This is a genomic window from Chitinophaga eiseniae, assembly GCF_012641265.1.
GTDB lineage: Bacteria > Bacteroidota > Bacteroidia > Chitinophagales > Chitinophagaceae > Chitinophaga > Chitinophaga eiseniae_A.
Genome location: NZ_JABAHZ010000003.1, coordinates 585,530 through 598,477, shown reverse-complemented (window position 1 = coordinate 598,477; position 12,948 = coordinate 585,530). Strand labels below are relative to the sequence as shown.

The window sequence follows — 12,948 nt, the reverse complement described above, 5'->3', positions numbered from 1 at the left end:
AAAAAAGGAGCAGGTATAACACGTCATGAGCTACTGGTAATAAAAAGGGAAATGCGTCAACATTTCCCTCTGAAGCATAACAGGAAGCTTCGCCGATCCAAATAGCAGCTGGCTTCCATTTTATTACCTCTGAATCTAAATGTATGAAAAAATCGCTAACAACTGCGAAGCGACCCTCCCATGCCTTCAAAAAAGTGCTATTAATTATGAACTGGACCGCCGTACTGCTATTGGCAGGTGTGCTCCAGGTATCTGCCAACGCGAGGGGACAAGGAACTATTACACTCCGGCTGAAAGAAGCGGAGATCGCCAAAGTACTTCACAACATCGAGAAACAGGGCGAGTATCGTTTTCTGTACAACAACGCGTTAAAAGATATCCGGAAGAAAGTAGATGTGGATGTGACCAACACCCGCCTGGCCGACCTTATGAGCAATATTCTCGCTAACACCAGCCTGAAATATAAGGTCATTGAAAATAACCTGGTGGTCATCATGTCGAATTCTCCTGAACTACAGGATATAAAGATCACTGGTAAGGTCACCGACAGGAAAACCAAAACAGCGTTGCCCGGTGTAACCATCAGTATTAAAGGGACTTCCCGGGGGACGGTAACCAGCCCCGATGGTTCCTATAGTCTCACTGTGCCTGAAAATTCCACACTGGTGGTATCTTTCATTGGCTACTCCAACCAGGAAATACCCGTGAACAGTCAATCGGTGGTGAACATAGAAATGGAAGAAGCCATCAGCCAGGTAGAACAGGTGGTAGTAGTAGGTTACGGTGTACAGCGTAAAGTGGATGTTACCGGTGCTATTGGTCAGCTGAAATCAGAAGAAATTAATAAACAACCCATTGCCAACCCCGTAAGCGCCTTGCAAGGTAAAGTGCCTGGTGTACAGATCACCAATATCGGGAAGCCCGGCGCCGCCCCGGAAATAAAGATCCGCGGTATGGGTACCGTATATGGCAGCAACAGTCCGCTCTATGTAGTAGATGGCGTATGGTACGATGATATCAGCTTCCTGAACCCGGCAGATATCGAAAATATGAGTATCCTGAAAGACGCTTCCAGCGAGGCGATTTACGGGATACGTGCCGCCAACGGCGTAGTATTGATCACCACTAAAAAAGGAAAATCAGGCAAACCGGCGGTGAACTACAATGGTTACGTAGGCTATCAGAAAGTAACCAACGAAGTAAAGATGGCCGATGCCAACCAGTATGCTACCCTGGTGAATGAGTTACAGGATAGGAACAGCAAGCCACCATTGCTGGACCCTGCGCAATTCGGAAAAGGAACCGACTGGTATCACCTGGCGTTACGCAATGCCATGATCACGAACCACCAGGTATCCGTAAGCGGCGGTTCTGAAAAATCGACCTATAATTTCTCCGTGGGATATCTCCGTCAACAGGGATTGGTGGAAACCAACGACTATACCCGTTTTACCGCTCGCCTCCAAAATGATATACAGGTATTTGAACCGCTGAAAATCGGGTATAGCATTACCGCTGCTGCCAGCAAATCCAACGATGTACCAGACTTTATCTGGCGCCAGCTGTACGCAGCTGCTCCTGTAGTGCCGGTACGTTATGCAGATGGAAGCTATGGCGATCCTAACGATTTTAACCTGGGAGAAGGCGCTAACTTCAATCCCCAGGCTACGCTCGACTTTTTCAACCAGTTCACTAAAAAGCAAACCGTTACCGGTAATGTATATGCCGACCTGCGATTTGCCAAACATTTTGTATTCCATTCCAGCCTGGGTGGCGAATATGGGGAAAACCTGATGCGCAACTATGTACCGGTATTTGCGGCTACCCTTGCACAACGCGCTACCAACAGCAAGCTTACCCGCGAAAATACGGATACCCGTAACTGGATTGTGGAGAATACGTTGACCTATGAGAATAAATTCAATGAACATAGCGTACGCGTAATGATAGGGCAGGGCGCTCAAAGCAATCAAACCTATAAACTGACGGCGCTGGCGCCTGATGTACCCAACAACAGTGAAGGCGATATGTACCTGAAACTGGGCAGCACCAATGGCCGTGAAGTAAAAGATGAAGGTACACTGTACACCGTGGCTTCTTATTTTGGAAGGATCAACTACTCATTTAAAAACAGGTACTTGTTGAATGCTTCCCTCCGTTCCGATGGATCTTCCAAATTCTTTGGCGATCATCGCTGGGGATATTTTCCCTCAGTGGGAATAGGCTGGATAGTAACCGAAGAAAGCTTCATGAAGCACCAGCATTTCTTCGATAACCTTAAAATTCGCGGTAGCTGGGGTAAAGTGGGGAATGCCACTATTCCTTCTGATGTATCGGTATTGCGGGTAGCACAGGACCCTTATTTAACAGCCATCTTCGGCGGTATTGTCAACACCGGCGCCAGTGTGAACTCTGTAGTACCACCCACTACTTATTGGGAAAGAGGCGTAGGTACAGATGTGGGTGTGGAAGCCAGTATGCTGGACAACCGCCTGTATATAGAAGCAGGTTATTATAACCGGAGAACAGAAGCTGCCATTTTTGAGATCCGGATTCCTGGTTCTGTGGGAACTAATTCCGGCGGTATTATCGCCAACCAGGCCGATCTGCTGAACCGTGGTGTAGAAATAGCCGCGAGTTGGAAAAGCAAGATAGGCAAAGACTTTACCTGGTCTGTGGGCGGAAATGTGGGATATAATCAAAACAAAGTAGAGAATGTAATTTCCGGTAACAATCCCATTTACGGTGGTGGCGGTGGTCTCACCAGCGGAGCCCTTAGCACCCGTACCATGAATGGCCGTCCTATCGGTGAATTTGTAGGTTACCTGGTAGATGGTATTTTCCAGACAGATGCAGAAGCTGCAGCTTCCGCACAACCCAAAGCCCGTGCAGGCGATTTCAAATACCGGGATGTAAGCGGCCCCAAAGGCGTTCCTGATGGCGTTATTGATGCCAACGACCGGGTACCGCTGGGTAATCCCAATCCCCGTTACACTTACGGTATCAATACCTTCTTTTCCTGGAAACAATTTGACCTGGCGCTCGACTTCCAGGGAGTGGCCGGTATGGAAGTATATAATGCTAACCTCGGCGCCCGTTTTGGTAATGAAAACTTTACCAAAGATTTCTATGATCACCGCTGGCATGGAGAAGGTACTTCCAATACCTATCCTTCCGCTTTCATCGGTGGCCGCGATAACTATTTACCCAATTCTTTCTTCGTAGAAAACGGCAGTTACTTCAGGATACGGAATATACAGCTGGGATATAATTTCCCGGCAGCGATGGCGAACAGGTGGGGAATGAAAAACCTGCGTGTATATGCCAATGCACAAAATGCCTTCAACTTCTTCCGCTATAGGGGCTTTACCCCTGAAATTGGCGGTAAACCCAAGGAAGCAGGTGTGGATAACAATGTATACCCGCTGTATGCCACCTACAATTTTGGTGTAAATGTTACTTTCTGATCTAAAGCAGCTTTTTTATGAAACGATTAATCCAATTTTATATACAGCGTATATCTGTTAGCGTTATATTGACTGCCCCCGTCCTCCTGGCAGGTTGCAGCAAGTCATTCCTGGATGTACCGCCACAGGGCCAACAACCCAACGAACAGTTCTGGAAAAATGAAGCCGATGCTACCAAAGCGGTGAATGCTATATATGCCAACCTCCGGGAATGGAAGCAGGTAGCCTTTGCCGCTATTGCCATTGAGAGCCTGGGCTCCGATGATGCAGAAAAAGGAAGTAATACGGCAGATGCCAGCTTCCTGAATAAGTACGACGACTTTTCCGTTACCGCTACCGAAGGACAAATACTGGATTTCTGGAAAGGCCAATACCAGGAAATTAATTTCTGTAACCAGGTGCTCGACCATGTACCAGCCATCACGATGGATGAGGCACTGAAAGCACGTTACCTGGCAGAAGCAAAGTTTGTACGCGCCTATGCATATTTCAGGCTGGTACGCGCTTACGGCGATGTGCCCCTGCGCCTGAAAGTACCTACGGAAGCCAGCGAATACAACCTGGCCAGAACGCCCAAAGCGCAGGTATGGGCAGCTATTGAAAAAGACCTGGCAGAAGCTGCCGCAGTATTACCGCCCAACTATCCCGCTGCCGACAAGGGACGTGCTACCAAAGGTGCTGCCTTAGCGCTGCATGCCAAGGTGGCTATGTACCAGCAGAAATGGGCTGATGTGCTCAGCTATACCAACCAGGTAATGGGATTAGGATATACGCTCTTTGCCAACTATGAGCAAATGTTCCGTATTCCCAATGAAAATTCATCAGAGTCTGTATTTGAAATTCAATGCCAGCTTATCCTGGATAGTAAAGACGCTTCCAACTCCCAATACTCCCAGGTGCAGGGCGTAAAAGGTGTAGTAGGCGGCGGCTGGGGCTTCAACGTGCCTACCGTCGACCTGGTAAGCGAGTACGAACCCGGCGATCCCCGCAAAGATGGCACTATCATTTTCAGGGGAGAAACAACCCCAGAGGGAGATGTGATCCCGGTAGGCGGCGACAATCCCATGTTTAACCAGAAATCGTATGTGCCTTTCCGTTTGTATGTAACCGGCTATAACGAAGGCGCCGACCAGAACGTACGGGTAATGCGCTATGCGGAAGTATTGCTGATGAATGCAGAAGCGGCCAATGAAACCGGCAATAATGCGCAGGCACTACAATCACTGAATGCAGTGAGAGCACGCGCCCGCCAGGGCAACCCGGCTATCCTCCCGGATGTTACGGCTACCGATAAAGAAGCCGTACGCAAAGCCATCTGGCATGAAAGAAGGGTGGAACTGGCCATGGAAAATGACCGTTATTTCGACGTAATCCGCCAGGGTAGGGCTGCAACTGTATTTGGTCCTAAGGGATTTAAAACTGGCAAAAATGAAGTATGGCCGGTACCGCAGGATGAAATAGACATCAGCGCCGGCACACTGGTACAAAACCCTGGCTACTAATTTCAAATACTACGATCATGCAATTCAGATATTCATCATATGCAATACTGGCAGCAGCTGCACTCTTATTGTCGGCCTGCTATAAAAAGTTTGATGCCGGCAGTTATGCGCCTGCATTATCTATCGACGGATACTCCAGCACCAGCGAAATTGCCCCTGGCAGCCTGGTGGCCTACTGGGGATTTAATGGCAACCTGGTAGACAGCATTTCTAAAACCGCCTGCGACAACAGCGGTACCAGCTTTGCCCAGGGCATCAAAGGCGGCGCACTCAAAGGCGCCGACAAATCATATGCATTGTTTTCGCCCGGTAGCAGCATTACCGGTCTTAAAGCATTTACCCTCACCATGTGGGTAAATGCCCCGCAGAATACCGATGGGATGGTAGGACTGATAAGTCTGAGTAATACCAAGTCTTTCTGGGGTAACATAGATATCTTCTTTGAAAATGGCAGTACGGATTCCAAAGCCGTTTTGAAAGCACATGTCACCGGTCAGCATGGCGATGGCTGGCTGGGCAACTATGAGGTGATGAACATCTGGAAAATATGGACCAATATCGCCGTGTCGTATAACGGTGTAGACACCTTCCGGGTATATGTAAACGGCCAGAAGATTGATACCAAGGTGAATAGCGGATTTGGCCAGTTGGCATTTGCTAACCCGGGTAAAATGGTGTTTGGCACTTCACAGTTTCAAACGGTGCCCAGCCTTACTTCCGCAACAGATGCACAGCCCTGGGCCAGCTATCTTACCGGCGCTTTAGATGAAGTAAGGATCTACAACAAAGCATTGAGCGATAAAGAAGTGGGCGCCCTGGTAAAACTGGAGGGCCGGGGTAAATAATACCGCTATTTATGACAGGATTGTCTCGTATCATATATAGTGCTTTACTGCTGATGGCAGTGGGTTGTGGTAAAAGCGGGGGCGACAAACCGTTGCCTCCGCCTGTTACCCCCCTGCCATTAAACTTTGCGGCTTTGAGTGTGGATGGTAAGGCCGATGGATTTTCGTATATGGGTACCGGTACCCACCCCGTTATCCGGATTTCCTTCAGCGATGCGGTACAGCGTAGTACTGCTGCGGCAGCTTGTTCCTTCAGCGGAAATGGAACGAACGTACCTTTTAATATTTCCTGGGAAAATAGAGATAGTACACTGGTGTTACAGCCTACCACCGCATTGGCTAACCTTACTGCCTATACGATTACGGCCGGCATTTCCCTGCAGTCTACCCGGCAGTCGAAGTTATTATCGGCGGTCACCCTGTCTGTTTTTACCGGGATAGATACCACCGATAAATTTCCCCGCATTACCGATGAGGCCCTGCTCACTTTAGTACAGCAGCAAACCTTTAAATATTTCTGGGATTTCGGACACCCGGTGAGTGGATTGGCCCGGGAAAGGAATACCAGTGGAGAGACGGTAACTTCAGGTGGCTCTGGCTTCGGCATCATGGCCACGGTAGTAGCCGTAGAGCGGGGTTTTGTTTCACGTACCGATGCAGTGCATCGCCTGCAACAAATGACGAGCTTCCTGCTCACGAAAGCTGCCCGCTTTCACGGCGCTTTCCCGCATTGGCTCCATGGCAGCACCGGCGCGGTAGTGCCATTCAGTACCAAAGATAACGGCGCCGACCTGGTGGAAACATCTTACCTGGTACAAGGCCTGCTCACTGCGCGGCAGTATTTTAATAAAACAGATATAACGGAAACGCAGCTACGAAATGATATCAATACCATTTGTAATGGGGTAGAGTGGACCTGGTTTCGCAAAGGTGGCGAACAAACCTTGTACTGGCACTGGAGCAGCAACTACCAATGGGATATGAACATGCCCATCAAAGGCTGGAACGAATGCCTGATCACCTATGTACTGGCCGCATCTTCGCCCGATCCTATTCCCCGGAGTGTGTATGACAATGGCTGGGCAGGGAATGGTACCATGCGTAATAATCAATCTTACGAAGGTATTCTTTTGCCATTAGGCCCCGCCTATGGCGGCCCCCTGTTTTTTTCGCACTACTCTTTCCTGGGCATTAACCCGCGTGGATTGAAAGATGCATATGCCGATTACGAGCAACAGGTAACTAACCATACGCGCATCAATTACGCGTATTGTGTAGCTAATCGCGACCGCCACTACGGCTATGGAGCAGATTGCTGGGGACTTACCGCCAGCGATGTGCCCAATGGGTATAATGCCAGCTCACCCACAAACGATGTAGGCGTGATTGCACCCACGGCGGCATTGTCGTCGTTCCCTTATACGCCTGAAGCATCCATGCAGGCGTTGAAATTCTTTTACTATAAGCTGGGAGATAAACTCTGGAAAGAGTATGGATTTACCGATGCTTTCTCCCTGCAACATAACTGGTTTGCCGACTCTTTCCTGGCCATCGACCAGGGTCCCATCATTGTGATGATAGAAAATTACCGCACAGGATTGTTGTGGAACCTGTTTATGAGCTGTCCCGAAGTAAAGACTGGTATGCAACGTTTGGGATTTACCAGTCCACATCTTTAAAAAAATAAATCATGAGATATATTATACTGATGGGCTTTTGCCTGCTCTTGTCGTCTATGCCTGTCAACGCGCAGAAGAAAGCAAAACTTTCCGATGAACAGTTATTAGACCTGGTGCAGCAACAGACCTTCCGCTACTTCTGGGATTTTGCACACCCGGTATCGGGCATGGCACGCGAACGTAGCAATCAGGCTGCATATGGTGATGAGGTAGTGACCACCGGCGGCACCGGGTTCGGTGTAATGGCCATTGTTGTAGCAACGGAACATAAGTGGATCACCCGGACGGCGGCAGCAGAACGGTTGCTGAAAATGGTCAATTTCTTACGGAAGGCCGATAGTTATCATGGTGCTTTTCCACATTGGCTGAATGGCAATACCGGTAAAACGATTCCCTTCAGTCGTAAAGATGATGGAGCCGACCTGGTAGAAACTTCTTTTCTGCTTCAGGGCTTGTTGTGTGCCCGGCAGTATTTTGATGCCAACAACCCTTTGGAAAAGGAGCTGCGTGATAAAATCAATGCCACCTGGCAGGAAACTGAATGGAACTGGTTTACACAAGGTGGCCAGAACGTACTATACTGGCATTGGAGCCCCAATAACGGCTGGAGTATGAACCATGAAATCAGGGGATGGAACGAATGCCTGATTACCTATGTGCTGGCGGCGGCTGCTCCCCGTTATGCCGTTAGCCCGGAAGTATACCATCATGGTTGGGTGAATAACATTTATTTCCGGAACGACCGGGAATTTTATGGCATCAAACTGCCACTGGGACTTGATTATGGCGGTCCCCTCTTTTTCTCGCAATATTCTTTCCTGGGGCTCGATCCGCGTGGACTGAAAGACCGCTACGCAAATTATTGGGAACAAAACGTGCGTCATACCCTGATTAACCGGGAGCACTGTATTCGCAACCCTAAAGGGTTTAAGGGATACAGCGCCGACTGTTGGGGATTAACTGCCAGCGATACCTATGACGGATATAATGCACATTCGCCGGAAAACGACTGGGGTACTATTTCGCCAACGGCTGCTTTATCAGCATTCCCTTATACACCGGAATATTCCATGCAGGCGCTGAAGCATTTTTATTATACCCTTGGAGATAAGATCTGGAGCCAGTACGGTTTTACAGACGCGTTTAACGAAACGAAGGAATGGTATGCTACTTCGCACCTGGCGATTGACCAGGGCCCTATTATTGTAATGATAGAAAACTACCGCAGCGGCCTGCTCTGGAAGTTGTTTATGAGTTGCCCGGAAATTAAGCAGGGGCTGAATAAATTAGGTTTTGAAACGGTAGCTGCCACCAAAAATTGATGATCATGAAAAGATGCCTGTATATCGTTTTGATGTGGATAAGTATAATGCCCGGTGTTACTAATGTAAATGCACAAACGACTTATTGCAACCCGGTGAATATTGATTATGGTTATTGTCCCATTCCCAACTTTACCACCTGGGGAAAGCACCGGGCTACTGCCGATCCGGTGATCGTTAATTATAAAGGCGACTACTATCTCTTTTCCACCAACCAATGGGGATACTGGTGGAGCCCTGATTTGCTGAACTGGCATTTTGTATCCCGGAAGTTTTTGAAGTCGTTCCACCATGTGTATGACGAGTTGTGCGCACCGGCAGTGTGGGTAATGGGCGATACCTTGCTGGTATTTGGGTCTACCTATACCAGCGATTTTCCTATCTGGATGAGCACCAATCCCAAAGGCAATGAATGGAAAGAAGCCATTGATTCACTACAGATAGGCGGCTGGGACCCCGACTTTTTTGCCGATGACGATGGACGGTTGTACATGTACAACGGGAGCAGCAACCGTTATCCTCTTTATGGTGTGGAGATGGACCGCACTACCTTCCAGCCGAAGGGCACGCGGAAAGAAATGTACCTGCTGGAACCAGACAAGTATGGATGGCAGCGGTTTGGCGAATACCAGGATAATACCTTTCTCGATCCTTTTATTGAAGGAGCGTGGATGACCAAACACCATGGCAAATACTACCTGCAATATGGTGCGCCGGGAACAGAATTCAGCGGATATGCCGATGGTGTAGTGGTGAGCGATCATCCGTTGGGACCTTTCACTCCGCAAGCCCATAATCCTGTTTCGTATAAACCGGGAGGATATGCCCGGGGAGCAGGACATGGCAGTACTTTCCAGGATAATGAAGGCTATTGGTGGCATGTATCTACCATGGTTATTGCTGTAAAGAACAGCTTTGAACGGCGTATCGGGTACTGGCCGGCCGGCTTCGATAAAGATGATATTATGTATTGTAACACGGTGTTTGGCGATTATCCACATTATGTTTCCCGTGGTTCCCGGGAAGCTGCCGACAGCGCAGGCTTCAGCAACGCGGGCTTTACTGGCTGGATGCTGTTGAATTACAATAAGCCGGTGGCTGTATCTTCTGTGCTGGGCGGCTATCTTCCGAATAATGCGGTGGATGAAAATATTAAAACCTACTGGAGCGCTGCAACCGGTAACAAGGGCGAATGGATACAGACGGACCTGGGTAATATTTGCCGGGTAAATGCCGTACAGGTGAACTATGCCGACCAGGACGCTCCCTTTATGGGCAAGCAAACGGATATCTATCACCAGTATATACTCTGGTATTCTACCGATGGTAAGCATTGGAAAGTATTGGCAGACAAGAGCCGGCAAAAGAAAGATGTGCCCCATGACTACATTGAGTTATCGCAGCCGGTACAGGCCCGCTACATAAAAATGGAAAATATACATATGCCTGGTGGAAAATTTGCCCTGAGCGGACTCCGGGTATTTGGCCATGGTAACGGCGCCTTGCCGGATACGGTAAAGGATTTCCTGGTGCTTCGTACGGAAAAGGACAAACGAAGTGCGTGGATTAAATGGTCGCCGGCAGACAATGCCTATGCCTATAATATTTACACCGGTATCGCACCGGATAAGCTATATAGCTGCATCATGGTGCACAACAACAATGATTATTATTACAAGGGAATGGATAAAGACCGGCCTTATTATTTCTGCATAGAAGCGATTAATGAGAACGGGGTATCAGCCCGCACGGCGGTAATGAAAGTAGATTGATCACTAACTGATTTTATATGAAAAGAATATTTTTTTCTTTTGCTTTACTGTTATCCTGCGCTTGTCTGCGCGTAACCGCGCAAAAGAAGGCGTTGCCGGAAGAGGCGAAGATGAATGCTTTTATCACCGCGTTGATGGGTAAAATGACGTTGACCGAAAAGATAGGGCAGTTAAACTTATTAACGCCCGGCGGCGGCGTAGCCACCGGCGCGGTGGTGAGCACCGATGTAGAAGCAAAGATCAGCAGTGGTAAAGTAGGTGGTTTGTTTGGCGTAATTGGCGTGGATAAGATCCGCCAGGCGCAGGAACTGGCGGTGACCCATAGCCGGCTTAAAATTCCGCTGTTATTCGGATCTGATGTGATCCATGGATATAAAACTTCCTTTCCTATTCCGTTGGGACTGTCCTGTAGCTGGGATATGGGACTGATAACGCGCAGTGCCAGGCTGGCGGCGCGGGAATCGGCAGCAGATGGACTCAGCTGGGTTTTTTCGCCGATGGTGGATATTGCCCGGGACCCACGTTGGGGGCGGGTAGCAGAAGGTTCGGGAGAAGATACTTACCTGGGCGCTAAGATCGCCGCAGCCATGGTAAAGGGGTACCAGGGAAATCATTTGGGAGATGGGAATAGCGTAATGGCCTGTGTGAAACATTTTGCGTTGTATGGCGCCGCAGAAGCGGGTCGCGACTATAACACCACCGATATGAGCCGTATCAAAATGTATGAATATTACCTGCCTCCTTATAAAGCAGCCGTGGATGCCGGCGCGGGTAGTATAATGACTTCCTTCAATGAAATAGATGGTATTCCGGCCAGCGCCAATAGGTGGCTGTTGACAGACCTGCTCAGGAAGCAATGGGGTTTTAAAGGAATGGTAGTAACCGATTATACTTCCATCAATGAAATGATAGATCATGGCCTGGGGGATCTGGCAACAGTGTCCGCATTGGCGCTAAAGGCGGGCGTAGACATGGACATGGTAGGAGAGGGATTTCTCACCACCCTGGAACGATCGCTGAAAACACACCGGGTATCTATAGCGGATATTGATGCTGCCTGTCGCCGGATATTGGAAGCCAAATATAAGCTGGGATTATTTGAGGACCCCTACCGGTATTGTAACAAAGCCGCAGCAGCGACTGAAATTCGTAGCAATGAGCAGCTACAGGCTGCCCGGGAATTTGGCGCCCGCGCCTGTGTGCTGCTGAAAAATGAAAAGCAGGTATTACCCCTGAAGAAAACAGGCACTATTGCGCTGATTGGCCCACTGGCCAACAATAAAAATAATATGCTGGGTACCTGGGCAGTTAATGGCGATCCGCAGTTATCGGTGCCGGTGCTGACAGGAATGAAACAGGCCGCAGGCAATGCGGTGAATATATTGTATGCCAAAGGCGCTAATATCAGCGATGATACCAGCTTTGCAAAGAAGGTAAATGTATTTGGTGAAAGGATAGATATTGATAGCAGGTCACCAGCCGACATGTTGTCTGAAGCAGTGAATACGGCCGCCAAAGCAGATGTGGTGGTAGCAGTAGTGGGAGAAGCGTCGGAAATGAGTGGGGAAGCAGCCAGTAGGTCTGATATCGGTATTCCGGAGAGTCAGCGTAAATTAATACAGGCGCTGGCCCAAACAGGTAAGCCACTGGTATTGGTGGTGATGAGTGGTCGCCCGCTCACCTTGAATATGGAAAACGAAGTGGCTGCTGCCATGCTGCAAGCGTGGTTCCCCGGGCAGGAAGCCGGCAATGCAATAGCAGACGTGCTTTTCGGCGCCTACAATCCATCAGGTAAGCTGACCATGAGCTTTCCCCGGAATGTTGGGCAGATCCCTATTTACTACAATCACAAAAATACGGGCCGCCCTCAGCCGGAAGGGCCTACGCAGAAGTTTCGCTCCAACTACCTGGATGTAGAAAACGATCCGCTGTTTCCCTTTGGTTATGGGCTAAGCTATACCACCTTTAAATATGATCATCTTACGCTCAGCGCTGTTCGCATGAGCAGCCAGCAATCTGTCGATGTGGCTTTCACACTGACCAATACCGGCAGCTATGCCGGGGAAGAAGTGGTACAGTTGTACCTGAGAGACCCCGTAGCTTCTGTGACGCGGCCGGTAAAAGAGTTGAAGGATTTTCAAAAGGTGCTGTTGCAACCGGGGGAAAGTAAGCAACTGCATTTTACGATCGACAAAGAGAAGTTGTCGTTCTTCAACAGCAAGTTGCAATGGGAAGCAGAGCCAGGCAGCTTTGATGTGATGATCGGCGCTTCGTCTGCAGACATACGCTTAAAGGCGAAACTGGAATTGCAGTAAATTTGTTTATTGGTCAGACCGCGATTTTTTTTTCTCGCAGAGGCGC

General features: G+C 49.0%; 7 protein-coding genes. All 7 read left to right on the top strand.

The window, feature by feature from the left end; translation table 11 throughout:
* The first annotated feature begins 143 nt into the window (after positions 1 to 143).
* The 7 genes from HGH91_RS16260 to bglX are packed head-to-tail and all read left to right on the top strand — an operon-like array spanning position 144 to position 12,902.
* Complete coding sequence (locus tag HGH91_RS16260; protein ID WP_211092322.1) at positions 144 to 3,467, top strand: TonB-dependent receptor; 3,324 nt, start codon at positions 144 to 146, stop codon at positions 3,465 to 3,467.
* A 17-nt stretch (positions 3,468 to 3,484) separates the two neighbouring features.
* On the top strand, positions 3,485 to 4,969 hold the full coding sequence (locus HGH91_RS16255; protein ID WP_168739856.1) for a RagB/SusD family nutrient uptake outer membrane protein: 1,485 nt from the start codon (positions 3,485 to 3,487) through the stop codon (positions 4,967 to 4,969).
* Positions 4,970 to 4,986: 17 nt separating this feature from the next.
* Positions 4,987 to 5,814, top strand: a complete 828-nt coding sequence (locus HGH91_RS16250) for a LamG domain-containing protein (RefSeq protein ID WP_168739854.1) — start codon at positions 4,987 to 4,989, stop codon at positions 5,812 to 5,814.
* An 11-nt stretch (positions 5,815 to 5,825) separates the two neighbouring features.
* Positions 5,826 to 7,493, top strand: a complete 1,668-nt coding sequence (locus HGH91_RS16245; protein WP_168739852.1) for a glucoamylase family protein — start codon at positions 5,826 to 5,828, stop codon at positions 7,491 to 7,493.
* Between the two features lie 11 nt (positions 7,494 to 7,504).
* The gene (locus HGH91_RS16240) at positions 7,505 to 8,815 is read left to right on the top strand and encodes a glucoamylase family protein (RefSeq protein WP_168739850.1); all 1,311 of its coding nucleotides are present in this window, start codon (positions 7,505 to 7,507) and stop codon (positions 8,813 to 8,815) included.
* A 5-nt stretch (positions 8,816 to 8,820) separates the two neighbouring features.
* Complete coding sequence (locus HGH91_RS16235) at positions 8,821 to 10,587, top strand: family 43 glycosylhydrolase (protein WP_168739849.1); 1,767 nt, start codon at positions 8,821 to 8,823, stop codon at positions 10,585 to 10,587.
* A 17-nt stretch (positions 10,588 to 10,604) separates the two neighbouring features.
* The gene (bglX, locus tag HGH91_RS16230; protein WP_168739847.1) at positions 10,605 to 12,902 is read left to right on the top strand and encodes a beta-glucosidase BglX; all 2,298 of its coding nucleotides are present in this window, start codon (positions 10,605 to 10,607) and stop codon (positions 12,900 to 12,902) included.
* Positions 12,903 to 12,948 lie beyond the last annotated feature (46 nt).

What these genes read in the sequence shown, in the direction of transcription:
- HGH91_RS16255 (WP_168739856.1), top strand. Translation starts at nt 3,485, where the DNA reads ATGAAACGATTAATCCAATTTTATATACAGCGTATATCTGTTAGCGTT.
- HGH91_RS16235 (WP_168739849.1), top strand. Translation starts at nt 8,821, where the DNA reads ATGAAAAGATGCCTGTATATCGTTTTGATGTGGATAAGTATAATGCCC.
- HGH91_RS16250 (WP_168739854.1), top strand. Translation starts at nt 4,987, where the DNA reads ATGCAATTCAGATATTCATCATATGCAATACTGGCAGCAGCTGCACTC.
- HGH91_RS16240 (WP_168739850.1), top strand. Translation starts at nt 7,505, where the DNA reads ATGAGATATATTATACTGATGGGCTTTTGCCTGCTCTTGTCGTCTATG.
- HGH91_RS16260 (WP_211092322.1), top strand. Translation starts at nt 144, where the DNA reads ATGAAAAAATCGCTAACAACTGCGAAGCGACCCTCCCATGCCTTCAAA.
- HGH91_RS16245 (WP_168739852.1), top strand. Translation starts at nt 5,826, where the DNA reads ATGACAGGATTGTCTCGTATCATATATAGTGCTTTACTGCTGATGGCA.
- bglX (WP_168739847.1), top strand. Translation starts at nt 10,605, where the DNA reads ATGAAAAGAATATTTTTTTCTTTTGCTTTACTGTTATCCTGCGCTTGT.